The 26,177-nt window shown below is 57.0% G+C and carries 23 protein-coding genes; 19 read left to right on the top strand and 4 right to left on the bottom strand.

What is annotated here, in order from left to right:
- Nucleotides 1–14 precede the first annotated feature (14 nt).
- The gene (gene dnaA, locus ACO06L_RS13950; RefSeq protein WP_202346229.1) at nucleotides 15–1,469 is read right to left on the bottom strand and encodes a chromosomal replication initiator protein DnaA; all 1,455 of its coding nucleotides are present in this window, start codon (nucleotides 1,467–1,469) and stop codon (nucleotides 15–17) included.
- Between the two features lie 645 nt (nucleotides 1,470–2,114).
- Here dnaA and rpmH point away from each other — a divergent pair.
- The 5 genes from rpmH to mnmE all read left to right on the top strand — a co-directional run bounded on the left by rpmH (nucleotide 2,115) and on the right by mnmE (nucleotide 6,125).
- The gene (gene rpmH, locus ACO06L_RS13945; protein WP_008172542.1) at nucleotides 2,115–2,249 is read left to right on the top strand and encodes a 50S ribosomal protein L34; all 135 of its coding nucleotides are present in this window, start codon (nucleotides 2,115–2,117) and stop codon (nucleotides 2,247–2,249) included.
- 14 nt (nucleotides 2,250–2,263) lie between these two features.
- Nucleotides 2,264–2,671, top strand: a complete 408-nt coding sequence (gene rnpA / locus ACO06L_RS13940) for a ribonuclease P protein component (RefSeq protein ID WP_202346228.1) — start codon at nucleotides 2,264–2,266, stop codon at nucleotides 2,669–2,671.
- Nucleotides 2,671–2,964, top strand: a complete 294-nt coding sequence (gene yidD / locus ACO06L_RS13935) for a membrane protein insertion efficiency factor YidD (RefSeq protein ID WP_202346227.1) — start codon at nucleotides 2,671–2,673, stop codon at nucleotides 2,962–2,964. The genes rnpA and yidD overlap by 1 nt, the downstream gene beginning before the upstream one ends.
- Nucleotides 2,965–2,968: 4 nt before the next feature.
- A complete protein-coding gene (gene yidC / locus ACO06L_RS13930) occupies nucleotides 2,969–4,684 on the top strand; it encodes a membrane protein insertase YidC (protein ID WP_202346226.1) in 1,716 nt (571 codons plus the stop codon).
- 70 nt (nucleotides 4,685–4,754) lie between these two features.
- Entirely contained in the window at nucleotides 4,755–6,125 is a 1,371-nt protein-coding gene (gene mnmE, locus ACO06L_RS13925; protein ID WP_202346225.1) for a tRNA uridine-5-carboxymethylaminomethyl(34) synthesis GTPase MnmE, read from the top strand.
- Between the two features lie 2 nt (nucleotides 6,126–6,127).
- Here the strand turns inward: mnmE and thpD are convergent, their stop codons facing one another.
- Both thpD and ACO06L_RS13915 read right to left on the bottom strand, forming a co-directional pair.
- The gene (gene thpD / locus ACO06L_RS13920) at nucleotides 6,128–7,063 is read right to left on the bottom strand and encodes an ectoine hydroxylase (RefSeq protein ID WP_202346224.1); all 936 of its coding nucleotides are present in this window, start codon (nucleotides 7,061–7,063) and stop codon (nucleotides 6,128–6,130) included.
- 164 nt (nucleotides 7,064–7,227) lie between these two features.
- Nucleotides 7,228–9,048 (bottom strand): acyl-CoA dehydrogenase C-terminal domain-containing protein, encoded by a 1,821-nt coding sequence (locus ACO06L_RS13915; RefSeq protein WP_202346223.1) that lies wholly within the window; start codon nucleotides 9,046–9,048, stop codon nucleotides 7,228–7,230.
- 255 nt (nucleotides 9,049–9,303) lie between these two features.
- Between ACO06L_RS13915 and ACO06L_RS13910 the strand changes: the two genes are divergently transcribed.
- The 3 genes from ACO06L_RS13910 to ACO06L_RS13900 are packed head-to-tail and all read left to right on the top strand — an operon-like array spanning nucleotide 9,304 to nucleotide 14,148.
- The gene (locus tag ACO06L_RS13910; protein ID WP_064229478.1) at nucleotides 9,304–9,864 is read left to right on the top strand and encodes a DUF3833 domain-containing protein; all 561 of its coding nucleotides are present in this window, start codon (nucleotides 9,304–9,306) and stop codon (nucleotides 9,862–9,864) included.
- A gap of 39 nt (nucleotides 9,865–9,903) precedes the next feature.
- Nucleotides 9,904–10,998, top strand: coding sequence for an efflux RND transporter periplasmic adaptor subunit (locus ACO06L_RS13905; RefSeq protein ID WP_064229479.1), 1,095 nt, complete (start codon nucleotides 9,904–9,906; stop codon nucleotides 10,996–10,998).
- A gap of 3 nt (nucleotides 10,999–11,001) precedes the next feature.
- Entirely contained in the window at nucleotides 11,002–14,148 is a 3,147-nt protein-coding gene (locus tag ACO06L_RS13900) for an efflux RND transporter permease subunit (protein WP_064229480.1), read from the top strand.
- Between the two features lie 12 nt (nucleotides 14,149–14,160).
- On the opposite strand, the gene ACO06L_RS13895 is transcribed toward ACO06L_RS13900, so the two are convergent.
- Nucleotides 14,161–15,426: an EAL domain-containing protein gene (locus ACO06L_RS13895; RefSeq protein WP_064229481.1), complete on the bottom strand. Its 1,266-nt coding sequence runs from the start codon at nucleotides 15,424–15,426 to the stop codon at nucleotides 14,161–14,163.
- Nucleotides 15,427–15,657: 231 nt separating this feature from the next.
- On the opposite strand from ACO06L_RS13895, the gene ACO06L_RS13890 reads away from it, so the two are divergent.
- The 11 genes from ACO06L_RS13890 to atpA all read left to right on the top strand — a co-directional run bounded on the left by ACO06L_RS13890 (nucleotide 15,658) and on the right by atpA (nucleotide 26,171).
- On the top strand, nucleotides 15,658–16,956 hold the full coding sequence (locus ACO06L_RS13890) for an MFS transporter (protein ID WP_064229482.1): 1,299 nt from the start codon (nucleotides 15,658–15,660) through the stop codon (nucleotides 16,954–16,956).
- A gap of 340 nt (nucleotides 16,957–17,296) precedes the next feature.
- On the top strand, nucleotides 17,297–19,183 hold the full coding sequence (gene mnmG, locus ACO06L_RS13885) for a tRNA uridine-5-carboxymethylaminomethyl(34) synthesis enzyme MnmG (protein WP_064229483.1): 1,887 nt from the start codon (nucleotides 17,297–17,299) through the stop codon (nucleotides 19,181–19,183).
- Between the two features lie 9 nt (nucleotides 19,184–19,192).
- On the top strand, nucleotides 19,193–19,837 hold the full coding sequence (gene rsmG / locus ACO06L_RS13880; protein ID WP_064229484.1) for a 16S rRNA (guanine(527)-N(7))-methyltransferase RsmG: 645 nt from the start codon (nucleotides 19,193–19,195) through the stop codon (nucleotides 19,835–19,837).
- A gap of 50 nt (nucleotides 19,838–19,887) precedes the next feature.
- Nucleotides 19,888–20,682 carry a ParA family protein gene (locus tag ACO06L_RS13875; RefSeq protein WP_008172572.1) on the top strand — a complete coding sequence of 265 codons (795 nt, stop codon included), beginning with the start codon at nucleotides 19,888–19,890 and terminating at the stop codon, nucleotides 20,680–20,682.
- 60 nt (nucleotides 20,683–20,742) lie between these two features.
- Nucleotides 20,743–21,618: a ParB/RepB/Spo0J family partition protein gene (locus tag ACO06L_RS13870; protein WP_064230093.1), complete on the top strand. Its 876-nt coding sequence runs from the start codon at nucleotides 20,743–20,745 to the stop codon at nucleotides 21,616–21,618.
- A 271-nt stretch (nucleotides 21,619–21,889) separates the two neighbouring features.
- On the top strand, nucleotides 21,890–22,288 hold the full coding sequence (locus ACO06L_RS13865; protein ID WP_064229485.1) for a F0F1 ATP synthase subunit I: 399 nt from the start codon (nucleotides 21,890–21,892) through the stop codon (nucleotides 22,286–22,288).
- Between the two features lie 19 nt (nucleotides 22,289–22,307).
- Nucleotides 22,308–23,180, top strand: coding sequence for a F0F1 ATP synthase subunit A (gene atpB, locus ACO06L_RS13860; RefSeq protein ID WP_064229486.1), 873 nt, complete (start codon nucleotides 22,308–22,310; stop codon nucleotides 23,178–23,180).
- Nucleotides 23,181–23,248: 68 nt separating this feature from the next.
- Nucleotides 23,249–23,506 (top strand): F0F1 ATP synthase subunit C, encoded by a 258-nt coding sequence (gene atpE, locus ACO06L_RS13855; protein WP_012138088.1) that lies wholly within the window; start codon nucleotides 23,249–23,251, stop codon nucleotides 23,504–23,506.
- Nucleotides 23,507–23,575: 69 nt separating this feature from the next.
- Nucleotides 23,576–24,046, top strand: a complete 471-nt coding sequence (locus tag ACO06L_RS13850; protein WP_174805021.1) for a F0F1 ATP synthase subunit B — start codon at nucleotides 23,576–23,578, stop codon at nucleotides 24,044–24,046.
- Between the two features lie 15 nt (nucleotides 24,047–24,061).
- The gene (locus ACO06L_RS13845) at nucleotides 24,062–24,598 is read left to right on the top strand and encodes a F0F1 ATP synthase subunit delta (protein WP_064229488.1); all 537 of its coding nucleotides are present in this window, start codon (nucleotides 24,062–24,064) and stop codon (nucleotides 24,596–24,598) included.
- 28 nt (nucleotides 24,599–24,626) lie between these two features.
- Nucleotides 24,627–26,171, top strand: coding sequence for a F0F1 ATP synthase subunit alpha (gene atpA / locus ACO06L_RS13840; RefSeq protein WP_008172590.1), 1,545 nt, complete (start codon nucleotides 24,627–24,629; stop codon nucleotides 26,169–26,171).
- Nucleotides 26,172–26,177 lie beyond the last annotated feature (6 nt).

Raw genomic sequence — 26,177 nt, 5'->3', positions numbered from 1 at the left:
GCCAACGCCCGGCATCAGGTGGTCAGCAGTCTCATAAAATTCTGATAATCCTCGCGGATGCCCGGATCAGTCTCCTGCAACTCCACGATTTTCTTGCACGCATGCAATACGGTTGTGTGGTCACGACCGCCAAAGGCATCGCCAATCTCCGGCAAGCTATGATTGGTCAGCTCCTTCGACAGCGCCATGGCAACCTGCCGGGGTCGCGTGACCGTTCGGGTTCGACGTTTGGAGAGTAAGTCGGCGACCTTGATCTTGTAATACTCTGCCACTGTGCGCTGAATATTATCGATGCTCACCTGTTTCTCATGCAGCGCCAACAGGTCTTTCAAGCTCTCCCGGATAAACGGGGGAGTAATCTCAGAACCGGTGAAGTGAGCATTCGCTATCACCAGACGCAGCGCCCCTTCCAATTCCCGAACATTGGAACGAATCTTTTGGGCAATAAAAAAAGCCGCTTCGCTACTGAGCTTCACGTTGGCCTGATCGGCCTTCTTCATAAGAATCGCCACCCGGGTTTCAAGTTCCGGTGGCTCAACCATCACAGTCAGACCCCAGCCAAACCGGGATTTGAGTCGTTCTTCCATATCGACAATTTCTTTCGGGAATCGATCACAGGTCACGATGACCTGCTGACCGCCTTCCAGCAGCGCATTAAACGTATGGAAGAACTCTTCCTGGGAACGCTCCTTGCGGGCAAAGAACTGGATGTCGTCAATCAACAGCGCATCCACGGATCGGTAATAGCGCTTGAACTCGTTGATGGCGTTCAGCTGCAATGCCTTGACCATATCTGCTACAAACCGTTCCGAGCGAAGATAGGCCACCTTCGCCTTGGGGTTGCGACGGACAATTTCGTTGCCGATGGCGTGCATCAGGTGGGTCTTACCCAGACCAACACCGCCGTACAGGAACAGCGGATTGTAGGCACCACCCGGATTCTCGGCCACCTGCATCGACGCGGCCCGTGCCAGCTGGTTGGATTTACCTTCAACAAAGGTTTCGAAGGTGAACCCTTCATTCAGAAAACTCTGGTGCTTGATGTCCCCTTCAACCTGAACCGGCCGCCGCTCGCTGCCACTTTTCGGGCGAACAGAGGGCGAACCGGCCACCGTGGCAGCCACACCCTTTTCTTCTTCGGTGACCCGGCTACCGGTTTCCTCATGAACCTGGCCATTCACTCGCACAGGTGCTTCCGAGCGTTTGACCGGTTCATCTTCACGGGGTGCCGACCCCACTTTCATATTGACCCGGGGAGCCTGCCCGCCGTTCAGATCCTTGAGCACCTCTTCGATACGCCGCAGGTACTTTTCATTCACCCAATCCATCACGAAACGGTTGGGTGCGAACAGCATCAGCTGCCCCTCCCGATGATCGGATTGCAGGGGCCTGAGCCAGGTATTGAACTGTTGTGCGGGAAACTCGTCCCGGAGTACTTCAAGACATTGATGCCACATACTGTTTGGCACGACAGCCTGCTCCCGATAACCCTGAAATGTCTCTGAACGGACAAGGGACTTCCTGTCCAGTGAGATGACCCCGGATTCTAACCCGACCGGCCTTCCAGTGAAAGAGCCGCAGCCGGTTCATGAACAGCCTGTGGAAATTTATTTCTATGTATTTCAGTTTTTTACGAACTTACCTACAGCCTTGTGTACAGAAAATAACTTCCAGGAAAATTACCCACAGCCCTGTGTGTACAGCCCGGGTTTAACCCTGTTAGAAACCCCGGGACGCAACCGGGGATAACTTGGATCCATCGTGCAGATCCGACTTACCCACATTTCGCCCTGCCACCGTCCACAGCGCTCAGGGCGCCTTATCAATAACCTTATAAACCGCGCAAGGGTATGTTTTTCTATATTTTTTATCGCTTATCCACAGAAACCTTCGATACTAATAACAGTAATAATTAATCCTTAAAAGAATTCTAAAAAGACTTACTGAATTTATTAGCTGGCCAGACCTTTCTGGAATTTTCAGCATGCGCATAACCCCCTAGCAATAACCATTGAATTCCCACCGGTATTTGCATAGAATGCCGCTCCTGTTTTGGCTGTTCATTTTCCAGCCAGTTACTGAATTTCCAACTTACGAATTGTGAGATCATCACCATGAAAAGAACGTTTCAACCAAGCGTCCTGAAGCGTAAGCGCGTTCACGGTTTCCGTGCCCGTATGGCCACTGCCAACGGTCGCAAGGTTATTTCCCGTCGTCGTGCCAAGGGCCGCGCACGTCTGTCCGCGTAAGCTCTGATTGCCTCATGAAGGCTTTGAGTTTCCCGAAATCACATCGTCTTCTGCGACCTGCTGATTACGGCAAAGTCTTCAACGACGTGCAGCTGAAAGTTCCGCACCGGAATTTTCTGATCCTGGCCACACCGAATAACCTCGGTCACGCCAGGATCGGTTTGATCTTCTCGAAGAAGAACCTGAAGCTGGCCGTCCAGAGAAACCGGGTAAAACGCCAGGTCAGAGAAAGCTTCCGGCACCAGACGGATCTGCCCGGTCTCGACCTTGTAGTTCTGGGACGCCAAGGGCTGGTTTCCCTGGACAACCAGTCGGTACGGGCATCCATGGACGACCTCTGGCGACGCCTCAGGAAAAAGTACGCTCAATCTCAGCCATCCCGGGCAGCAACGTCGGAAACTGCCGGTCGAGGAACGGGTTAATGCGCAAGCTTCTGCTTCTGCCCATCCGCTTCTACCAGTACGCAATCAGTCCCCTGATGGCCAGCCACTGCCGCCACTATCCCACCTGCTCACAATACGCCGTTGAAGCCATAAGCTACCATGGCGCACTTAAAGGATTATTTCTCGCAATCCGGCGTCTGTTAAGGTGTCATCCCTGGGCGGAAGGCGGTTATGATCCTGTACCGGGAACAACAGACCCCCGAATTCAGGAAACCGTAACAACCTGCGTACACGCTGATCATTCCCATACAACAACCCAGACCAGACAGTAACTCTATGGATATTCAACGCATCGTATTATTTGCCGGCCTGGCTATTGTCAGTTATCTGATGGTGCTTGCCTGGAATGAGGATTACCATCAGCAGCCGGAGACGGCTCAAGTCGCTGAATCTCAGCCTTCGCAGTCCACCGGCAGCATGGGCAGTTCAGACGATATGGTGCTTCCGGAAGATAATGCTGCTCAGGTGGATGGTGATGGCGAGTTCACGACCCCGGAAACAGGCCAGGCTGTCGTCAGCTCAACCGAAAACAACACCACGGTGAGCGATCAGTTCATCACTGTCCGCACCGACGTCTACGACCTGCAGATCGATCGGGTCAGCGGCAATCTGGTAAAAGCCCAACTACTTGACTACGACAAATCACTCAACAGCAAAGAACCGCTGACGCTTCTGAACAACACCCAGAACCGTCTTTACGTTCTCGAAAGTGGTCTGATTGGTCGTGATGGTCCTGATAGCCGCAAGAACGGTTCCGCTCCGGTCTACAGTGCAGATGCCTCCAGCTATGAGATGGCTGAGGGTGACAACCAGCTTCAGGTAGATCTGACTTACACCACTGATAACGGTGTCCAGATCACCAAGCGTTACCAGTTCGAACGCAACAGTTATGAGATCGGGGTTAAATACCTGGTCGAAAACCAGTCCAGCGACGACTGGCAGGCCAATTTCACCGGCAAGATCGTCCGTGACCAGGCCCCGGACCCAACCTCCCAGACCAGCATGGGTATCCAGGCATTCCTGGGTCTGGTGATCAGCTCCCCGGAGGATCCCTACGAGAAATTTGATTTTGGCGATCTGCAGGAAACCCAGATCAACCAGTCTGTCACCAACGGCTGGCTGGCTTTCCTCCAGCATTACTTCCTGTCTGCCTGGGTGCCAGAACGTGATATTCCTGCCCAGTACCAGACCACCCGGCGTGGCACGAACTTTGTGATGGGCTTTGTCTATCCGGCAACCAACGTTGCTCCGGGCGAGACCGCCGAGATTGGTGCCCGGGCCTATGTCGGACCGAAGATCATTGAGCGCCTGGAAGAAATGGCTCCGAACATGGACCGTACCGTTGATTTCGGTTGGCTGTTCTTCATTTCCCTGCCACTGTTCATCATTCTGGACTGGTTCCACAGCATCGTTGGTAACTGGGGTGTTTCCATTATCCTGTTGACCGTACTGGTGAAGGCCGTTTTCTTCCATCTGTCTGCCACCAGTTACAAATCCATGGCCAAGATGCGGGCGGTCGCCCCTCAGCTGACCCGGCTGAAAGAACTGTACGGTGACGACCGACAGCGCATGTCCCAGGAAATGATGGCGCTGTACAAGCGGGAGAAAATCAATCCGCTCGGTGGCTGTCTGCCGATTCTGGTGCAGATGCCGGTGTTCATCTCTCTGTACTGGGTACTGTTTGAAAGTGTGCAGCTACGCCATGCGCCGTTCATGCTGTGGATTCAGGATCTGTCAGTCATGGACCCGTATTTCATCCTGCCGATCCTGATGGGCGCCAGCATGTTCCTTCAGATGAGCCTGAACCCGACGCCGCCGGATCCGATGCAAGCGAAGATCATGAAGATGATGCCGTTGATCTTCACCGTGTTCTTCCTGTGGTTCCCGGCAGGTCTGGTTCTGTACTGGCTGGTGAACAACATTCTGTCCATCGCCCAGCAGTGGTACATTACCCGCAAGATCGAAGCAGAAATGGCCGGCAAGAAGCACTGACTGGTGCCCTAACCGACCCGGCAAAGGCTCCTGTGTGGAGCCTTTGTTGTTTTCAGCCTGTGGAAAAAGCATGAGCCAGAGTTCTGAAACCATCGCAGCCATAGCCACCGCACCCGGACAGGCCGGGGTCGGCATCGTTCGCGTGTCCGGTCCCAGGGCCCGGGCCATTGCCCAACAGATGCTGGGGTTCGAGCCCAAACCCCGTTATGCCCATTACGGCCCGTTCCACGATAGTCGGGGCGAGTTGATTGATGAGGGCATTGGGCTGTTTTTCCCCAACCCCCACTCCTTCACCGGTGAGGATGTATTCGAGCTTCAGGGCCACGGCGGTACCGTGATTCTCGATATTCTGCTTCGGGAGGTGTGCAGCCAGGGGGCAAGACTGGCCCGCCCTGGTGAGTTTTCCGAGCGGGCGTTTTTGAACGACAAACTGGATCTGGCCCAGGCTGAGGCCATTGCCGATCTGATCGAGAGCAGCTCGGAACAGGCAGCGCGCTGTGCCGTTCGTTCCATGCAGGGGGTATTTTCCCGGCAGATCGAGGATCTGGTGGAGGCGGTGACCCACTTGCGGATCTACGTTGAAGCGGCGATCGATTTTCCCGAAGAGGAGATTGATTTCCTGGCCGATGGCAAGGTGGCCAGTGATCTTCAGAACCTGCTGGACCGGCTCGAGAAAATCCTGGCCGAAGCCCAGCAGGGGACCATTCTTCGGGACGGTATGAAAGTAGTCATTGGCGGCAGACCCAATGCCGGCAAATCCAGCCTGCTGAATGCCCTGGCCGGTCGCGAGGCGGCCATTGTTACGGCTATTGAAGGTACAACCCGGGATGTCCTCAGGGAACATATCCATATTGATGGTATGCCGCTGCACATCATCGACACGGCCGGTCTCCGGGACAGTCCGGATGAAGTGGAACAGATCGGTATTGCCCGGGCCTGGGATGAAATCCGTCAGGCCGATCGCATCCTTCTGATGGTGGATGCCACCACCACTGATAAAACCAGTCCCCATGAAATCTGGCCGGATTTCATTGACCAGTTGCCGGCCAACGCGCCTGTGACGGTTATTCGCAACAAGGTGGACCTGTCCGGTGAAATGGTAGGAATCAGCGCTGAAGACCACCAGAGTGCGCCGGTCATCCGTTTGGCAGCAAAATCTGCTGAAGGTCTGGAAATTCTGCGGGACCACCTGAAACAGTGCATGGGCTTTGCCAGCACTACCGAAGGCGGTTTCCTGGCTCGACGCCGGCACCTGGATGCCCTGGAGCGGGCCCAGGCCCTGCTGATCCAGGGCCAGAGCCAGTTGGAAGGGGTCGGTGCCGGTGAGTTACTCGCTGAAGATTTGCGGGCGGCCCAGGATGCCCTGGGCGAGATTACCGGGCATCTCACCCCGGATGAACTTCTCGGCAAGATTTTCAGCAGCTTCTGTATTGGTAAATAAGGCTAACCGGTTTTCCGGCGTTCGTCTTCTGAGACTGGCACCAGGGCCTCGATGTTAGTGCGATTGCCCAGGAAATCCGGCCGTGGTTTGTTGCCACAGAATGGGGCCTGAAGCTGGTTTTCCACACTGTTGTAGACGAAGAACAGATTGCTGCGCGGCCAGGGTGACATATTGGCATTTGACGCATGCAGCGTATTGCATTCGAAGATGATCAGCGAGCCGGCGGGACCGGTGGGGGCCTTGATACCGTATTCGTCCGCCATGGCGGCAAGGTCCCTATCATTGGGAACGCCCAGTTCCTGTTTTTTCAGGGATGACTGGTAGTTGTCTTCCGGCGTGCGGCCGACGCAGGGCACAAAGGTCTTGTGGGAGCCGGGAATCAGCATCAACGGGCCGTTAAACGGCGTGTTGTCGGTGAGGGCGATGGAAAAGCTGACCGCCCGCATCCGGGGCATTCCGTCTTCGGCGTGCCAGGTCTCGAAATCCGAGTGCCAGTCGAAGCCCTTGCCGTGGAAGCCGGGTTTGAAGTTGATCCGTGACTGGTGGATATAAGCTTCACTGCCCAGAAGCTGGCGAACCATCGCCAGAATCTTCGGATTCCGGGTCAGCCGGTCGAAGCGATCAGACAGTTCGTGAATGCCGAAAATCGAGCGGATTTCCTGCTTGCCGGGCTCGGTAATGGTACCTTCGGACCGAAGGATACTCTCATCGTCTTCGTAGGCCCGCAGATCCTCCCGGAACTGGCGAACGGTGGCCTGGTCGAGAAAATTGTTGAAGACAAGAAAGCCGTCGCGTTCATACTGCGCCAGTTCGGTTTCACTCAGTGGTCCATCAGCTCGTTCCGATACTTTGCTGTGCACCACAGGGTCCTGGCGCTCAAAGCTTTCAGTGGGACGTTCCAGGCGGGTGGGATAAAAGTCGTCAGCACGAGTTTCCATATTCGAACCTCCTTCTTTTATGCTCGAGATCAAAGCTTTTCTATTTAATTCAGTTAGTTAATAACTCCAGTGTGGAAATGCACCTGTGAAGTGGGGTCAGGCGGGCGTATTTCAAGGGCAAAAAAATCCCGGGCCTTGCCCGGGACCAGGAGGGACCGGATAGCTTATCCGGTAAAGGCCAGATCATCGGCATCCAGTTGCATCAGGTTCTTGCTGGGGCTGAGCATGCTGGCAGCGTGGCTCTGGGCCCGGGGCAACAGGCGCTCAAAATAGAATTCGGTGGTTCCGAGCTTGGCCTGGTAGAAAGCAGCCGAATCCTCGCCACCGTTATCGAGTTTATCCACAGCTACGACGGCCTGGCGCAGCCAGATATAGGCCATGGTGACGTAGCCGCTGTACATCAGGAAATCATAGGCCGCAGAGCTCACCACATCCCGGTCCTTGCGGGCTGCGAGCATGATCCGGACCGTCAACAGGTTCCACTGGCCGGTCAGCTTGAGTAGCTCAAGCGCCCAGGGTCGCAGCCGTTTGTCGGTGAGATGCTTGCGGGCAAAATTGGCAATCTTCAGGGTGAATTCGCGGACCGCGCCGCCCTGGGTCATCAGCAAAACCTTTCGACCCAACAGATCGAGCGCCTGGATACCGGTAGTGCCCTCGTACAGGGTGGCGATGCGGGTATCCCGGACAATCTGCTCCATCCCATGTTCCCGGATGTAACCATGGCCGCCAAAGACCTGAACCCCCAGGTTGGCCGCTTCGCAGCCGAGTTCGGTGAGAAAGCCCTTCAGAATCGGTGTCAGGAAGCCGAGCTTGTCATCGTATTTGTCGGCCTTTTTACCGTCCCCTTCGGTGAACCCTTCCACCATGTGATCGGCCAGCCGCGCAGCGTAATACAGCATGGCCCGGCCGCCTTCGGCGATGGCCTTCTGGGTTAGCAGCATCCGGCGCACATCGGCATGATGAATCAGGCTATCGGCCACCTGATCCGGTTCTTTTTTACCGGAAAGTGCCCGCATAGAGCGTCGATCCTTCGCATAGGCCAACGCCCACTGATAGGACAGCTCCGCCGGCCCGACACCCTGGATTGCGGTGCCGATCCGGGCGGTGTTCATGAAGGTGAACATGCAGTTGAGGCCTTCATTCTCGGGCCCGATCAGATAACCCTTGGCCCCATCGAAATTGAGCACACAGGTGGCCGAGGCCTTGATGCCCATTTTCTTTTCCAGACTGCCACAGACCACCGCGTTGCGTTCGCCCACCCCGCCCTGGCTGTCGGGCAGGAACTTGGGCACGATAAACAGGCTGATACCCCGGGTACCCTTGGGGGCATCCGGCAGACGGGCCAATACGATGTGGACGATGTTCTCGGTCAGGTCGTGGTCGCCGGAGGAGATGAAAATCTTGGTGCCCGTGAGTTGGTAGCTGCCGTCGGCCTGGGGTTCAGCTTTGGTCTTCACCTGGCCCAGATCGGTGCCGCACTGGGGTTCGGTCAGGCACATGGTGCCGGCCCAACGGCCTTCGGTCAGTGGTGCAAGGTAGGTCTGTTTCTGATCCTCGGAACCGTGCAGGAAAATGGTGTTCATGGCGCCCAGGGACAGACCCGGGTACATAGAGAAAGGCCAGTTGGCTGTGCCCATCATCTCCTGTTTCAGCAGTCCCATGGACGCAGGCAGGCCCTGGCCGCCGTATTCCTCGGGTGCGGAGAGCCCTTGCCAGCCACCCATGGCGTATTGTTGGTAGGCTTCGCGGTAACCGGCAGGTGTAGTGACCTCACCGTTCTCGAGTTTGCAGCCTTCCTCGTCGCCGGAGAGGTAGAGTGGGCTCAGCACTTCTTCACAGAACTTTGCGCATTCGCCGAGTATCGCATCCACGATATCGGGCGTGGCGTTTTCACCGCTGGCCAGGGTGGCGTAATGACCCGGGTAGTCGAACACTTCGTTCAGCAAAAATTTCATGTCGCGCAGGGGCGCCTTGTAAACCGGCATAGCGGAATCCTCTGTGTCTTTCTCGGAATCTTCGGTGGGCAATCACCCGCCATTACCTGTTGTTTTACGCCAATACCCGGGCGCTGCCATTGACGAAAAGCGCCCGGCAGACTGTCAGAATGGACAATTGGCCGAGATGACGTAAAAGCCCGGGGAAAGCCCGGAGAGAGTCCGGCAATGATCGCTAAAGTCGGTTGTGGCGTATTCCTTTTCGCCAAAGAACCGCAATAAACCCGTTCAGAGAGTGTAAAAGTCATGCAAAGCCCGTTTACTGAGATATCGAAACGCCTGTCGACACCTATACTCTGGGTACTGTCTTCGGCACTGCTGCTCAGCGGCTGTGCCAGCCCGTCACTCGAGGATTATGCAGACCGCACACCCGAACTGGTCCCGGAAGAGTTCTTCACTGGCGAACTTTCCGCCCGGGGGGTGGTCAAGAATTTCTCCGGTGAGGTGATTCGTACCTTCGATGCGGATATTAGCGCGTCGTGGGATGATGAGGGTGTGGGCACCCTGGATGAGGTGTTCCGCTTTAATGACGGCGAGGTGCAGACCCGGGTCTGGACCTTGACTCCCTCCGAGGAGGGTTATCATGCCGACGCAGGCGATGTGGTTGAACCCGGAACCATGCGCTGGCGCGGTAACGCCATTCATATGAATTATGTCCTCCGTGTGTCATACGGTGACGGTACTCTGGATGTGCGCATGGACGACTGGATGTATCTGATCACGCCCGACACGCTGATCAACCAGACCACCATGAGCAAGTGGGGAATCGACGTGGGCGAAGTGGTGCTGGTGATCCAGAAAAAGTAACAGACGACTAACCGAGAATTGGAAGAATCTGGAAATCCTATGTGGAAACAGTGGTTGATTGCGTTGGTGCTGGTGGCAGTTGCTATCGGCGGTGCCTTTGTGTACCAGAATCTGGATGAGGGCACTGCCGCTCAGAGCGGTGCTGAGCGTCCTGCCAGTGCCGTCAACACGCTCCTTCCGAAGATGGAGATGGTGCGGGATGTGGTCAATGCAGTTGGCAGTCTGAAAGCCCTGAATGCGGTGGAGTTGACCACGGAAGTCAGTGGCCGGGTGGTAGAACTGAATCTGGAAACCGGCCGCCGGGTAGAGCAGGGTGAGGTGCTTTTACGACTGGATGATCGCCAGGCCCGGGCGGATCTGCAGGTGATTGAAGCCCAACTGGCGGATGCCCGCCGGAAGTTAGAGAGGGCACAGCGGTTGCGCTCCAACAACAGTATTTCCCAGTCCCAGGTGGATGAGCTGAGAACGGCTGTCGACGTGGCCGAGGCGCAGCGTCAGGCGGGTCGGGTCCGTCTGGAGAACCACCGCATCGAAGCGCCGTTTGCCGGTGTGGTCGGGTTGAGTGACATCAGCGTCGGGGCCTACATCACGGCCGGAACCTCGGTGACCACCCTGGATACCACCGACCGTATGGAGCTGGGTTTTTCCATTCCGGAGCGTTTTCTGGGGCAGGTGAGTCTTGGGCAACGGGTTCGCGGCGCATCGCCGGCCTACCCGGATCGGCAGTTTTCCGGTCAGCTGGTGGAGTTGGGTTCCCGGGTCAGTGAGCTGAGCCGGTCGCTGCCGGTGCGGGCACTGATCGATAATCCGGAGGGTCTGCTCCGCCCGGGGCAGTTTATGTCCGCCACCCTGACGCTCCGGGAACGGGAAGCACTGGTTATCCCGGAACAGGCGGTGATGATCCGCGGTGATGAACAATATGTGTTTGTGGCTGAAGACGGTGTTGCCCGGCGGGTTTCGGTCAACCTGGGTTCGCGCATGCCGGGTTTTGTGGAAGTGTCGAAGGGTTTGAGCCAGGACGATCCGGTGATTGTGACCGGTCAGGACCGGCTCAGCAGCGGGGACCGGGTTCGGGTATTGGAAGATGACAAGGCCATTCCCGAGAACCGATTTATCACGGCCAGGGAGTCGTAACCGGTGGTTCTTTCTGATGTCTCTATCAAGCGACCGGTGTTCGCAACGGTTCTCAGTCTTTTGATCGTGGTTTTCGGGCTGGCAGCCCTGTTGGGCCTGCCGGTGCGCGAATACCCGGATATTGACCCACCGGTTGTCTCCATTTCCACCGATTACACCGGTGCGGCAGCCGAGGTGGTAGATACCCAGATTACCCAGGTGATCGAGGGTGCCATCAGTGGCATCGAGGGTATTCGTTCTATTGAATCGTCTACTGAGCAGGGCGAATCCCGAACCAGCATCGAATTCACCACGGCCCGGGATGTGGATATTGCCGCCAATGATGTTCGTGATGCGGTGTCCCGGGTGGCCAACCAGTTGCCGGACGAAGCAGATCCGCCGGTAGTGCGTAAGGCGGATTCCGATGCCCGCCCGATGATGTGGGTCACCCTGCGCAGTGATGTCTGGGACAGTGCCGAGCTGAGTGATTTTGCCGACCGGGTGTTGGCGGACCGGCTGTCGGTTCTCGACGGTGTTGCCGACGTACGTATCGGTGGCGAGCGGCGTTATGCCATCCGGGTCTGGCTGGACCGTGAGCGGCTTGCCGCCCGGGATATCACCGTGGCAGAAGTTGAACGGGCCCTGCGCGCCAACAACGTGGAGTTACCGGCCGGATCGGTGGATTCGTCCACTCGCAATTTCACGGTGCGTGCCGAAGGCCGACTGTCGAATGTGGAACAGTTTCGGGAACTGGTGATTCGCCGGGACGGTAATGACCTGTTGCGTCTCGGGGAAGTGGCCAATGTCCAGATGGGGGTGGAGTCGGATGTCAGCCGTCTGCGCGCGAACGGCCAGACCGCCATCGGCATGGGTGTTATCCGTCAGTCCAAGGCCAACACCGTGGCCGTTTCCGATGCGGTCCGCGCCGAGTTGGAAAAGATTCGGGAGACCCTGCCGCCGGAAGTCACCATCGCGGAAAGCTACGACGAGTCCATTTTCATCCGGGCGTCCATCAAGGAAGTGGTCACCACGCTCGCCATCGCGGTGTCCCTGGTTATCCTCGTTATCTTCCTGTTCCTGCGTTCCTGGCGCGCCACCCTGATTCCTGCGGTGACCATTCCGGTTGCGGTGATTGGTGCTTTCATCGGCCTGGGTTTTCTCGGTTTTTCCATTAACGTGCTGACCCTGCTGGCGGTCATTCTGGCCATCGGCCTGGTGGTGGACGACGCCATCGTGATGCTGGAAAACATCCAGCGCCGGATTGACGAGGGTGAACCGCCATTGCTTGCCGCCTACCGGGGCGCAAAACAGGTCGCGTTTGCGGTGATTGCCACCACCCTGACCCTGGTGGCGGTGTTTGTCCCCATTTCTTTCATGGGTGGCAATATCGGACGGCTGTTCGCCGAATTCGGATTTACCCTGGCTGCGGCGGTGGTTTTTTCCAGCCTCGTTGCCCTGACGCTGGCACCGATGCTGTGTTCCAAGTGGCTCAGACACAGCCCGGAATCGGCGGAGGGCCATCGTCTGTGGGCGGCCAGCGAGAAGGTTCTGAATGGCCTGACCAATGGTTACCGCAGGCTGTTGCAGTTTTCCCTGAGGCAGCCGGGGCTGTTACTCGGCCTGGGTCTGGTGGGGCTGGTTATTGCCGCCGTGGTGTACCCCAAATTGCCCCAGGAACTGGCGCCAACCGAGGACCGCGCCGTGATCATCATGCCCACCAGCGCGCCTCGTGGTTCAACGGTGGAATACACCGATCACTACGTCCGCCAGGTGGAAGAGTCTTTGCTGCCGTATCTGGATGAGGGCATAGCCAATCGCCTGCTCTCCATCGTCGGATTCCGCGATGAGGAAGACAATGCGTTCCTGATCATGGGCCTGGTGCCCTGGGAAGAACGGGATATCAAGCAGCAGGAAGTGACCAGCGAAATCCGCAAGAAACTGGCGGATGTGTCCGGCATCCGAACCGTGGCCGTAAACCCGCCGGGTCTGGGCCAGCGCGGGTTCAGTCAGGCGGTGGAGTTCGTGGTGGCCGGACCGGACTATGAGTCGGTACAGGCCTGGAGCCAGGAGATCGTGGAGCGGGCCAAGGAGAATCCCAATCTGCAGAACCTGGATACTGACTTCGAGCTGACCCGACCAGAGCTTCGGGTCAATATCGACCGGGAGCGGGCGGCGGACCTGGACATCACCATTGAGGACGTCGGGCTCACCTTGCAGACCATGCTGGCATCACGCCAGGTGACGACCTACATTGATCGGGGCCGGGAATACGATGTGATTATCCAGGCTGAAGATGCCAACCGGGCAACCCCGGAAGACCTGGGCCAGATTTTCCTGCGGCCCCGGGAGGGCGGCAACCTGATCCCTTTGCAGGCGCTGGTCTCGGTGCAGGAAATTGGCGCCAACCCGGACCTCCGTCGCATCGACCGGCTTCCCGCCGTGGTCATCAGTGCCTCCCTCGCCGATGGTTATGACCTGGGGTCGGCCTTGACCTACCTGAACAACCTGGCTGTGGATAACCTGCCGCCGGAAGCGCGGGTCAGTTACAAGGGTTTGAGCCGGGAATTCCAGGAATCCTCGGCCGCCATCTACGTTACCTTTGCGCTGGCCTTCGTCATCGTGTTCCTGGTGCTGGCGGCCCAGTTTGAAAGCTGGATCCATCCGCTGATCATCATGCTGTCGGTGCCACTGGCGGTGACCGGTGCCCTGCTGGCGCTCTGGTGGACCGGAATCAGTCTCAACATTTACAGCCAGATAGGCATCATCATGTTGCTGGGGTTGATGGCCAAGAACGGGATATTGATCGTGGAGTTCGCCAATCAGCTCCGGGACAAAGGCTATGAGGTGCGGGATGCCATACTCGAAGGCGCCTGCCTGCGGTTCCGGCCGGTACTGATGACCACCATATCGACGATTTTTGGTGCGGTTCCCCTGGTAATCGCCACCGGCGCAGGCGCGGAAAGCCGTGCGGCCATTGGCATGGTGATTCTGGGCGGGCTGATCTTCGCCACCACGCTGACCCTTTTCATCATACCGGTGCTGTATAACCTGTTGGCCCGGTTTGCCAAATCCTCCAATGCAGTGGAGAAGGAACTGGAACGCCAGGCTTCGGGCCAGGCCGGTGGCACAGGGCTGGCGGCAGCGCCTCAGAAACGCGCGGATGACTTCTGATCAGTGACACGATCACAGGGTGGCCGGGAACTCGAGCTGGCCACCGAATATTTCATCCGGGTGGATATCAATGCAGAATACCTGCTGTCCTGACAGCATGGTTGAGAGGGTTACCGTGCGTTTGGCGTCCGGCAAACCGACATAGGGCCGACAGCTACTGATGTGCTGGGGCCGTTCCAGGGCATTGCGGAAGTATTCCCGGTGCGTCCATCGGGCGCCGGCCGAGTGATATAGGGGGTTGAATTTTCCGCGATGGATGTCCGGATTGGCCCGGGCAAGATTGCCCTGCTGTATGCCCTGGGCATTAAGCAGGAAACAGCGTTGCACACCGTCCACGTCCAACAGCTTATTGCACGCGACGTCGAACGGTAACTCCCGGCTCAGGGAGTGGCAGGCTTCCAGAATTTCGAAGCGAAGCAGTCGAAAGTAGCTCTCCTGGTCCCGGATATCCTGGGCCGAAGATTCACTGGAATCGGCAATAATTCCCTTCAGGGCCAGTTCTGTCAGTTCCGGCTCATGATCGTGCAGGCTTGTTGGCCGGGCAAACAGGAAACCCTGCAGCAGATCCGCCTCGGTTTGCAGGGCGATATGGGCCTGAGTGCTGTTCTCGATGCCTTCCAGAAGCACGAGGCTGCCGCTCTCGCGAATCATCTTCACCAGACTTTCCAGCAGCATTCGGGCGCGACTGTGGTTCTCCGCATTGACCAACAGGCTGCGGTCGAGCTTCACGATGAGCGGATTGATGCGCCACAGACGCTCGAAATTGGAATCGCCCATACCAAAATCGTCAATGGCAATCTGGAAACCATGGGCCTTGGCCTTGAGAATGAATTCCAGAAGTGCTGTCGGATTCTCGGAGGCCGTCTCCACCAGCTCCAGAACCACTTTCTCCGGGTCGATTCCGCTGCTCTGGCACTGTAGGGCGAGCTTTTCCAGAGAGGCTTCTGGATGAATGCAGGTACCCGGATTAATATTCAGGAACAGCCAGACAGGCTGTGAGCTTGCGGCGAAATTATCGAGGTGAATCTGCAACAGGTGTCTGTCCAGTTCGGCAGTCTGGTTCTCTGCTTCCGCCTGCTGGAAAAGCTCGAAGGGGGAGATGCTGGCGTTGTTCTTCCTGACCCTCACCAGGGCCTCATAGCCCACCAGTTTCCGATGGGTCGGGCTCAGGATCGGCTGGTAAACAGAACTGAAATCATAGTCGTTGATCATGTCTGGAGCCCGGGTTATTTCGGCTCCGCGATAGATGCGTCGGGGAAGTCGGACTACGCTGCTCATGGTCAGGAACCTTTATACTGCCAATGGTCTGGCCATCCTGGCCTGATGATAAAAGAATGTCTGAACAGGCAGCTAAAGCGAATTCCGTACCAGAGAGCCAAAAAACAAGCAGTTAACTTTGCTTAAACCCGTCAGATAAATGAACTTCGCTATCGGTTTTAGAACAATTGCACCAGATGCGGGCAGATTCTGAACGGCAAGGTTGGCAATGCACCAAAACAGGATTCCTTGATGCCATCAAAAAGTCAGTTCCGTTTGCTGGGCCAACGCCGTTTCCTGCCGTTTTACCTGACCCAGTTCTCCGGCGCCTTTAACGATAACCTGTTCAAGAACGCGCTGTTGCTGTTGATCACCTACAGCGCCGGCAGCTTGATGGGGCTGTCCGTGAATGTGGTGGTTAACCTGGCGGCCTTCCTGTTCATCCTGCCGTTCTTCCTGTTCTCTGGCATTGCCGGCGAAATGGCCGACCGCTATGAGAAGTCCCGGATCATCCGGAATGTGAAGCTGGCAGAGATCGTGATCATGTCCGTTGCCGCGGTTGGGCTATGGTTCGGCTGGTACGAGTTGTTGTTGGTACTGCTGTTCCTGATGGGCACCCAGTCCACCTTCTTCGGCCCGGTGAAATACGCCATCCTGCCCCAGGTGCTGGCGGACGATGAACTGGTGGGTGGCAACGGTCTGGTGGGCATGGGCACCTTTGTGGCAATTCTCCTGGGCACCATTGCCGCGGGCCTGTTGATGGGCTTTGAGGCCGCCGCCCGGCTGACGGCGATTGCGGTTGTGGTTATGGCGGTGCTTGGTTATCTGGCGGCACGCCAGGTACCGGCGACCGAACCCGACGGTTCGGGAGTTAATGTACGCTTCCGGCCGGTGGTGGAAACCTGGAGGCTGATGGCTCTGGCGGCCGAGCGTCGCCAGGTGTTGCTGGCGGTGTTGACCATCTCCTGGTTCTGGTTTCTTGGCGCGGCGTACCTGACCCAGTTTCCCAATTTTGCCCGCACCAATCTGCTGGGCGATGAAACTGTTGTCACCCTGCTGCTGGCCATGTTCACCATCGGCATTTCGATCGGCTCCATGATGTGTGAGCGGCTTACCAAGCACCGCATTACCCTGGCACCCGTGCCCTGGGGGGCCCTGGGGCTTAGTCTGTTCGGGATTGATCTGTATTTTGCGGTGCCGGACGATCCGGAGGCCTCGACCTGGTGGACACTGGTCACCGATCCCGTTTACCTGAGGGTGTTAATGGATCTGGTGGGTATCGGTATCTGCGGTGGTCTTTTCATCGTGCCCCTGTACGCCTTTATCCAGCACGAAACACCACGGGCCAAACGTGCCCGTATCATCGCCGCACTGAATGTCATCAACGCGTTGTTCATGGTGGTGAGTGCCCTGGCCGGCATCGTGGTGCTGGGATTTCTGGGAATCAGCATTCCGGGGTTTTTCCTGCTGCTTTCACTCCTGAACGGGCTGGTGTTACTGGTGGTCTGGCGGCTTCGGCGAAAAACCGCCTCACACTCTGTGGATAATTAGTTGGAAAACCTGCGGAAACACTCCGGATGAATTATAGAAATTCGATAAAAAACAAAATTTTAAATCATTTTTTAGGGTGTTTAACAAGTAGTCTTGCATGTGGATAACTTTCTTGAAAACTTTTCTGAGAAGAGTGATCCAAGCGTCTGAAAAGCCATGAATTTCGGTTTTCCACTATCCACTGAACTTCGCCAGGGAAGCCCTCGGGTACGGTGCACGGGGGCAATCAGCTTTTAACCCCAGCTTTCTCTGGTTAAAATTTGCACATTCTGACTGCAATTTCCTGGGTGAGGCGTTATACTCGCCGCCCTATTTTATCCCCCGATTTCCGAGGTGAGCTGTGGATTTTCCGACCCGTTTCGATGTCATTGTCATTGGTGGTGGCCATGCCGGTACCGAGGCCGCGCTGGCGGCTGCACGCATGGGTTCCCAGACCCTGCTGCTGACCCACAACATTGAGACCCTGGGCCAGATGTCCTGCAACCCGGCCATCGGCGGTATTGGCAAAAGCCATCTGGTTAAAGAAATTGATGCCCTGGGTGGCGCCATGGCCGAAGCCACCGACAAGGCCGGTATCCAGTTCCGGGTACTGAACAGCCGCAAGGGTCCGGCCGTGCGCGCCACCCGTGCCCAGGCTGATCGCGTTCTCTACAAGGCGGCCATTCGCCATACCCTGGAAAGCCAGCCGAACCTGACCCTGTTCCAGCAGGCGGCGGACGACCTGATTGTGGAAAACGACCAGGTCACCGGTGTCGTTACCCAGACCGGCATCCGCTTCAACGCCAAGACCGTGGTGCTCACCACCGGTACCTTCCTCGGCGGAGTTATCCACATCGGTATGCAACACCATGCCGGCGGCCGCGCCGGTGATGCGCCGGCCAACGCCCTGGCCCAGCGGTTGCGGGAACTGCCGTTCAATGTCGGACGTCTGAAAACCGGCACGCCGCCGCGCATCGATGCACGGTCTGTGGATTTCTCAGTGATGCAGGAGCAGTGGGGTGATGACCCTACCCCGGTGATGTCCTTTATCGGCAATCGTAGCCAGCACCCGGAACAGGTCTGCTGCTACGTGACCCGGACCACTGAACAGACCCACGATATTATTCGCAGCGGTTTCGACCGCTCGCCGATGTTTGCCGGCAGCATCGAGGGCGTGGGCCCCCGCTATTGCCCGTCGATCGAAGACAAGGTGAACCGGTTTGCCGACAAGGACTCCCACCAGATCTTTGTGGAGCCGGAAGGACTGACCACCAACGAGCTCTACCCGAACGGCATTTCCACAAGCCTGCCCTTTGATATCCAGCTGGCGGCGGTCCGTTCGATTCCCGGCTTTGAAAATGCCCATATCACGCGGCCCGGTTATGCCATTGAATACGATTACCTGAATCCGCAGGACCTGCGTCACACCCTGGAAACCAAGTTCATCCACGGTCTGTATTTCGCCGGCCAGATCAACGGCACCACCGGCTATGAAGAAGCCGGGGCCCAGGGTCTGCTGGCGGGGATCAATGCTGCCCTGCGCGCCCAGGAAAAAGACGAATGGTACCCGCGCCGGGACGAGGCCTACCTGGGTGTGCTGGTGGATGACCTGATCACCATGGGCACGTCCGAGCCCTATCGCATGTTTACCAGCCGCGCCGAGTATCGCCTGATTCTGCGCGAGGACAATGCCGATCTGCGTCTGACCGAAACCGGTCGCAAGCTCGGCCTGGTGAATGATGAGCGCTGGCAGAAGTTCAATGACAAGCGCGATGCGATCGCCACCGAGCGTAGCCGCCTCGAGGCCACCCGGATTCATCCGAATACCGAGGCCGGTGAGCGCGCCAACGGCTTTCTCAAGCAGCCGATGACCCGTGATCAGTCTCTGGCCGAGCTGCTGCGCCGGCCCGAGATTGTCTACAGCCACATTGCCGAGATCGGTGCCGAGAAAGCGGAAGATCCGGTGGTCGCGGATCAGGTGGAAATCGAGATCAAGTACGAGGGTTATATTTCCCGTCAGACCGACGAGATCGAGCGGCTCCGTAAGAACGAGAACACCGCCCTGCCGGTGGATCTGGATTATGACGTCATCGGCGGCCTGTCCAACGAGATCAAGCAGAAGCTCAAGACCGTTCGGCCGGAAACCGTAGCTCAGGCCTCACGTATCCAGGGTGTGACCCCGGCGGCGGTGAGCCAGATCCTGGTGCACCTGAAAAAGCGCGACCTGCTGCGCAAACAGTCGGCCTGATCTGCGCCCATGACCAAGTCACTCTGGCACGGCCAGCTCCGGGATGGACTGGCCACAATGGGCCTGTCCCTGGATGAGGATCGGCAGGAAAAGCTGCTGGCTTTTCTGGGCCTGCTTAACAAGTGGAACCGGGCTTACAACCTCACGGCTGTGCGTGATGAGCGTGTGATGGTGTCCCGGCAGCTGCTCGACAGCCTGAGCATTTTGCCCTGGGTAACTACGGATCATCTTCTGGATGTGGGTGCCGGCGGCGGATTGCCGGGTATTCCCCTGGCGATTGCACTGCCGGAAAAGCGATTTACCCTGCTCGACAGTAACGGCAAGAAAACCCGCTTTCTCAACCAGTGTGTGTTGGAGCTGGGGTTGGGTAACGTGGAGGTTATTCATGGCCGTGCGGAGGATTGCAGCCCCGAAGAACCCTTCGCCCAGATCAGCAGTCGCGCCTTTACCGCGTTGGAGAATCTGGTGAACTGGTGTGGCGATCTGTTGGCAAATGAGGGTGAGTTCCTTGCCATGAAAGGTCAGTTTCCGGATGATGAAGTAGCTGCCCTCCCGGCTGGCTGGCAGGTAAAATCCAGCCATTCCCTGGACGTTCCCGGTGCCGATGGCGAGCGCCATCTTCTGGTGGTCGCCCGGGCCGCGAATTCCCGGTAGTTCGGCAGTCGAATTTCTCTACCGCAAACCCATAAACAAGGAGGCAGGACATGGCGCGCGTGATTGCAGTGACCAATCAGAAAGGCGGTGTGGGCAAAACCACCACCTGCGTCAACCTGGCCGCCTCCCTGGCCGCGACCAAACGCCGGGTGTTGCTGGTGGATATGGATCCCCAGGGCAACGCCACCATGGGCAGCGGTGTGGATAAAAATGCCCTGGAACTGTCCGGCTACGACATGTTGACCAAGCGCGCCAGCGCTGCCGAGGTGATCATTCCCGCCGAGGCCTCCGGTTTCGATATCCTGCCGGCCAACGGCGACCTGACCGCCGCTGAAGTCGAGCTGATGAACGAAATCGGTCGTGAGCATCGCCTGCGCCTGGCCTTGAATACCGTTCGCGACAACTACGATTACATCCTCATTGATTGCCCTCCATCACTCAGCCTGCTGACGGTGAACGCCCTGTCGGCGGCCGACTCTGTACTGATTCCCATGCAGTGCGAGTACTACGCACTGGAGGGTCTGGCGGCGCTGATGAACACCGTTGAGCAGATCCAGGAAACGGTTAACCCGAATCTGCAGGTTGAAGGCATCCTTCGCACCATGTACGACCCGCGGAACAGTCTGACCCTGGATGTTTCCGGTCAGCTGAGTGAGTACTTCGGCGACAAGGTGTATCGTGCGGTGATTCCCCGCAATGTCCGCCTGGCCGAGGCGCCAAGCTATGGCGTACCCGCCCTGAAGTACGACCGGGCCTCCAAGGGCGCCATTGCCTACCTCGCCCTGGCCGGCGAGATGGTGCGTCGCCATGGTTCAAAAAAGACATCCGCGCCGGTTGCGGTGTAACATACCGCCCTGTCACTCACTTAAGCACAACGATTTTCAACGGGAAGAATGACTGACACCATGGCGGCGAAGAAACGAGGATTGGGTGAACGTGGACTGGGCGCCCTGCTGGCGGGCTCCAAGGTCAATCTTGACCAGGAGCTGAAAGACCACGATGGGGAACTCCGCGAAGTTCCCATTGATCTGATCCAACGCGGCCGGTACCAGCCCCGGCGCGACATGGACCCCGCGGCCCTGCAGGAACTGGCGGATTCCATTCGTCAGCAGGGCGTAATGCAGCCAGTGGTGGTTCGTCCCATCGCCGAAGGCCGCTATGAGCTGATTGCGGGTGAGCGCCGCTGGCGTGCTACCCAGATGGCCGGCCTGGATAGCATTCCTGCCATCATCCGGGATGTTCCCGATGAAGCCGCCATCGCCATGGCGCTGATCGAGAACATCCAGCGCGAGAACCTCAATCCCATTGAAGAAGCCTTCGCCCTTCAGCGTCTGCAGGACGAGTTTGGCCTGACCCAGGCCCAGGTGGCCGAAGCCGTTGGTAAATCCCGCACCACCATTACCAACCTGCTACGATTGATCGGTTTGTCTGAAGACGTTCGTATCATGCTCGAGCATGGCGATCTGGAAATGGGCCACGGCCGAGCGATGCTGACCCTGGCTCCGGAACTGCAGATGCAGGTGGCCAAACAGGTGGTGGCCAAATCCCTGTCGGTTCGCCAGACCGAAGCTCTGGTAAGGCGGGTGCAGCAGGAAACCCCGGACAGCAAATCCAGAAAAAAGGGAACTGTGGACCCCAACATTCGCGCCCTGCAGGATGATCTGGCCGAGCGACTGGGCGCACGGGTGTCGATTGATCATGGTCAGCGTGGCAAAGGCAAGCTGGTGATTGAATACAGCTCCCTGGATGAACTTGACGGCATTCTTGGCCATATCAAATAAAAGGTCGGGGTTTTATCGGCCTTCCGGGCCCCCTACGAAAGTTCGTACCTGGCTGTGTACACAACATGTAGTGGTGAAAAACTGAACGGCCGTCTATTTGTGACTAAAATTGCCAAAACCCAGTTATTACGCCGCTTTTGACGGACCGGCCGCTGCCCGGTTTTGTTGATTCGTGCACATTGAACACATATAATCTGCGGCGCTCGTATCGGTGTATTTGCTTACTTTTTAGACGACATCGACCGAAAAGCACCGTACTTCCGGGACGAACATGACGAAGGCAGCTTCAGGCGGTATTGGCCGCCCGCCCATCGCACGATGGTTTGTAATAGAGAGTGTGGTACTTGTCTTTGTCAGCCTGGCGTTTCTCTTGCGAGGCCAGGTTTCCGGTTATTCAGCGCTGCTGGGTGGACTTATTTTTTTGATCCCCCATGGTTATTTTGCGCTCAAGGCATTCCGCTACGCCGGCGCGCGGTCTGCCAGGAAGATCATGACTTCTTTTTACCAGGGTGAGGCCGGCAAGCTCATCCTGTGCGCCATCCTTTTCACGATGGTGTTTAAATGGATTCAGCCGCTTGATATAGCGGCACTTTTTTTAACATTTGCGATCATGCTGGTCACCAATTGGTTGACGCCGCTTCTGGCGGGCAGCAATACGCAGCAAAGCTAACTGGACCTGGGAAACCGTTATGGCAGGAAGTGCATCCGAATATATCCAGCATCACCTCCAGAACCTCACCTACGGTAAGCTGCCGGCAGGCTATGAGCGTGCCGACGGAACCGTACTTCAAGATGCAACCTGGACGCTGGCTCATACCGGCAAGGAAGCATCCGACATGGGCTTCTGGGCTCTGCACATAGATTCTCTGGGCTGGGCGGTCGCGCTCGGTGCCCTGTTCCTGTTTATTTTCCGTCTGGCCGCGAAGCGTGCCACCTCGGATCAGCCCGGCGGGCTGCAGAATTTCGTTGAAGTGATGGTTGAGTTCGTCGACCAGAGTGTGAAGGAAACCTTCCACGGCAAGAACAAGGTGATTGCGCCGCTGTCGCTGACCATTTTCTGCTGGGTATTCCTGATGAACCTGATGGACCTGGTGCCGGTGGACTTCCTGCCCCAGCTGTTCCACCTGATGGGTCTGGAATACATGAAGGTCGTTCCGACTACGGATGTAAACGTTACTCTGGGCATGTCCCTGTCCGTATTCGCTCTGATCATCTATTACAGCCTGAAAGTGAAGGGCGTGGGTGGCTTCGTTGGTGAGCTGACCCTGCACCCCTTCTCTTCAGACAATCTGTTCCTGAAGATTTTGCTCGTCCCGATCAACTTCCTGCTGGAAGGCGTGAGCCTGATCGCCAAGCCGATCTCACTGGCGCTGCGTCTGTTCGGTAACCTGTACGCAGGCGAGCTGATCTTTATCCTGATTGCACTGCTGCCGTTTTGGGCACAGTGGGCACTGTCTGTACCCTGGGCGATTTTCCACATTCTGGTTATCACCCTGCAGGCATTCATCTTTATGATGTTGACGATCGTGTACCTGAGCATGGCTCACGAAGACAGTCACTGATCGGACACCATTAAGCCGTAGTTCTAAACCCTTAAACTGAAAAACCTAACTGAAAACTGGGAGTTATCATGGAAACTGTAGTTGGAATGACCGCTATTGCCGTTGCACTGCTGATTGGCCTGGGTGCCCTGGGTACTGCGATTGGCTTTGGTATCCTCGGTGGCAAGTTCCTGGAAGGCGCTGCGCGTCAGCCGGAAATGACCCCGATGCTGCAGGTTAAAATGTTCATCGTTGCAGGTCTGCTGGACGCCGTAACCATGATCGGTGTTGGTATCGCTCTGTTCTTCACTTTCGCCAACCCGTTTGTCGGCCAGATCGCCGGTTAATCGAGTCGCCAGAGCCGGGGTTTTACCCCGGTCAGATGATTCTTAACAAAACAGGCGAGAGGTGAAGACGTGAACATTAATTTGACGATGATTGGTCAAGCCATCGCGTTCTTTATCTTTGTCGTCTTCTGCATGAAGTACGTGTGGCCGCCAATCATGGCCGCACTGCAGGAGCGTCAAAAGAAGATCGCTGACGGACTGGCTGCCTCAGACCGCGCTGCGCGCGATCTGGAACTGGCTCAGGAAAAGTCAGCTCAGGAACTGCGTGAAGCCAAGCAGCAAGCTGCTGGTCTGATTGAACAGGCCAACAAGCGCGCGGCCCAGATTGTGGAAGCATCCAAGGATGACGCCCGCAAGGAAGGCCAGAAGCTGATTGAGCAGGCCAAGGCCGAAATTGAACAGGAGCGCAATCAGGCCCGTGACGCTTTGCGTGCAGAAATTGCCACCATTGCTGTTGCCGGTGCTGAGAAGATCCTGGAAACCTCTGTCGATGCCTCCAAGCACAACGAGATGTTGGAAAAACTGGCGGCAGAACTTTAAACGACGAGGTTCATCATGGCAGAACTGAGAACGCTGGCCCGTCCCTACGCAAAGGCAGCATTTAGTGCCGCTCAGGAGCATGAACAGCTGGCTGAGTGGTCCCAGGTGCTGACAGTTGCCGGGCAGGTCACCGCGAACAAAGACATTCGACAGCTTCTCGCGAATCCGGGTCTGGAAGAGCAGAAGAAGGCAGAACTGATTCTGGAGGTCGCTGAAGATGGCGTCACCGATCAGGTCCGCAACTTTTTCGCTGTACTGGCTGAAAACCGCCGGCTGACTCTTCTTCCTGAGATTGCAGCGCTCTTCAACACGTACCGGGCTGATCTGGAGCGCACTGTTGATATCGAAGTCACCGCGGCTTTCGAGCTGACGGACGAACAGCAACAGAAGCTCGCCCAGGCACTTTCGAAGAAACTCGAGCGGCAAGTGTCACTCGCAGCGTCATTGGACAAGTCTCTTATTGGCGGCGTGATTATTCGCACCGGCGATATGGTCATTGACGCATCTGTACGCGGAAAGCTGACCAAGCTGGCCGACGCTCTGGGCTCCTGATTTCAGCACAAGGTTTGAGGATATTGGCATGCAGCAACTGAATCCATCCGAGATCAGTGACATCATCAAGAAGAGAATCGAGAAACTCGACATCTCTTCCGAAGCAAAGAACGAAGGTACGATCCTGTCGGTATCCGACGGTATCGTGCTGATCCACGGTCTGGCCGACGTTATGTACGGCGAGATGATTGAATTTGCCAACGGCACTTTCGGCATGGCTCTGAACCTGGAGCGTGATTCCGTTGGTGCGGTTGTGCTGGGTGACTACGAAGATCTGGCCGAAGGCCAGAAAGTTCGTTGCACCGGCCGCATCCTGGAAGTACCGGTTGGTCCGGAACTGATGGGCCGTGTGGTCGACGCTCTGGGTAACCCCATCGACGGCAAGGGCGACCTCGGTACCGACCTGACCTCTCCGGTCGAAAAGGTTGCACCGGGCGTTATCGCTCGTCAGTCCGTTGATGAGCCGGTTCAGACTGGTCTGAAGGCAATCGACACCATGGTGCCGATCGGTCGCGGCCAGCGTGAGCTGATCATCGGTGACCGTCAGATCGGTAAGACCGCTGTCGCCATCGACGCGATCATTAACCAGAAAGACACCGGCATCAAGTGTATCTACGTTGCCGTCGGTCAGAAGCAGTCTTCCATTGCCGCCGTTGTGCGCAAGCTGGAAGAGCACGGTGCCATGGATCACACCATCGTGGTTGCCGCCGGTGCCGCCGATCCTGCAGCGATGCAGTTCCTGGCTCCGTACTCCGGTACCTCCATGGGTGAATACTTCCGTGACCGTGGTGAAGACGCCCTGATCATCTATGATGATCTGTCCAAGCAGGCTGTGGCTTACCGCCAGATCTCCCTGCTGCTGCGTCGTCCGCCGGGCCGTGAAGCATACCCGGGTGACGTATTCTACCTGCACTCACGTCTGCTGGAGCGCGCGTCCCGTGTAAACGCTGATTACGTTGAGCAGCTGACCAACGGTGAAGTGAAAGGCCAGACCGGTTCCCTGACCGCCCTGCCGATCATCGAAACCCAGGCTGGTGACGTGTCCGCGTTCGTACCGACCAACGTAATCTCCATTACCGACGGTCAGATCTTCCTGGAAACCAACCTGTTCAACTCCGGTATCCGTCCGGCGATGAACGCCGGTATCTCCGTATCCCGGGTAGGTGGTTCGGCCCAGACCAAGATCATGAAGAAGCTTGGCGGTAACATCCGTCTGGCTCTGGCCCAGTATCGTGAACTGGCCGCTTTCGCACAGTTTGCTTCCGACCTCGACGAAGCAACCCGTCAGCAGCTTGAGCACGGTCAGCGTGTAACGGAACTCATGAAGCAGAACCAGTACAGCCCGATGTCTGTGGCTGAAATGGGTACGGTTCTGTTCGCAGCCAACGAAGGCTTCCTGGACGACGTTGATGTCGACAAGGTAGTGAAGTTTGAAGCGCAGATGCTCGACTGGATGCGCTCCGAGCAGAAAGACCTCCTCGACAAGATCAACGAGAAAGGCGATTACAACGACGAAATCGCTGCCGGCCTCAAAGCTGCACTTGAGAAATTCAAGACCACTCAGAGCTGGTAAGAAAAT

This window comes from Marinobacter sp. (assembly GCF_965229985.1).
Taxonomy (GTDB): domain Bacteria; phylum Pseudomonadota; class Gammaproteobacteria; order Pseudomonadales; family Oleiphilaceae; genus Marinobacter.
This window is presented reverse-complemented; position numbering and strand designations above follow the sequence as displayed.

Coding starts and splice junctions, on each gene's coding strand:
- rpmH (WP_008172542.1), top strand. CDS start 2,115: ATGAAAAGAACGTTTCAACCAAGCGTCCTGAAGCGTAAGCGCGTTCAC.
- rnpA (WP_202346228.1), top strand. CDS start 2,264: ATGAAGGCTTTGAGTTTCCCGAAATCACATCGTCTTCTGCGACCTGCT.
- yidD (WP_202346227.1), top strand. CDS start 2,671: ATGCGCAAGCTTCTGCTTCTGCCCATCCGCTTCTACCAGTACGCAATC.
- yidC (WP_202346226.1), top strand. CDS start 2,969: ATGGATATTCAACGCATCGTATTATTTGCCGGCCTGGCTATTGTCAGT.
- mnmE (WP_202346225.1), top strand. CDS start 4,755: ATGAGCCAGAGTTCTGAAACCATCGCAGCCATAGCCACCGCACCCGGA.
- thpD (WP_202346224.1), bottom strand. CDS start 7,063: ATGGAAACTCGTGCTGACGACTTTTATCCCACCCGCCTGGAACGTCCC.
- ACO06L_RS13915 (WP_202346223.1), bottom strand. CDS start 9,048: ATGCCGGTTTACAAGGCGCCCCTGCGCGACATGAAATTTTTGCTGAAC.
- ACO06L_RS13910 (WP_064229478.1), top strand. CDS start 9,304: ATGCAAAGCCCGTTTACTGAGATATCGAAACGCCTGTCGACACCTATA.
- ACO06L_RS13905 (WP_064229479.1), top strand. CDS start 9,904: ATGTGGAAACAGTGGTTGATTGCGTTGGTGCTGGTGGCAGTTGCTATC.
- ACO06L_RS13895 (WP_064229481.1), bottom strand. CDS start 15,426: ATGAGCAGCGTAGTCCGACTTCCCCGACGCATCTATCGCGGAGCCGAA.
- ACO06L_RS13890 (WP_064229482.1), top strand. CDS start 15,658: ATGCCATCAAAAAGTCAGTTCCGTTTGCTGGGCCAACGCCGTTTCCTG.
- rsmG (WP_064229484.1), top strand. CDS start 19,193: ATGACCAAGTCACTCTGGCACGGCCAGCTCCGGGATGGACTGGCCACA.
- ACO06L_RS13875 (WP_008172572.1), top strand. CDS start 19,888: ATGGCGCGCGTGATTGCAGTGACCAATCAGAAAGGCGGTGTGGGCAAA.
- ACO06L_RS13870 (WP_064230093.1), top strand. CDS start 20,743: ATGGCGGCGAAGAAACGAGGATTGGGTGAACGTGGACTGGGCGCCCTG.
- ACO06L_RS13865 (WP_064229485.1), top strand. CDS start 21,890: ATGACGAAGGCAGCTTCAGGCGGTATTGGCCGCCCGCCCATCGCACGA.
- atpB (WP_064229486.1), top strand. CDS start 22,308: ATGGCAGGAAGTGCATCCGAATATATCCAGCATCACCTCCAGAACCTC.
- atpE (WP_012138088.1), top strand. CDS start 23,249: ATGGAAACTGTAGTTGGAATGACCGCTATTGCCGTTGCACTGCTGATT.
- ACO06L_RS13845 (WP_064229488.1), top strand. CDS start 24,062: ATGGCAGAACTGAGAACGCTGGCCCGTCCCTACGCAAAGGCAGCATTT.
- atpA (WP_008172590.1), top strand. CDS start 24,627: ATGCAGCAACTGAATCCATCCGAGATCAGTGACATCATCAAGAAGAGA.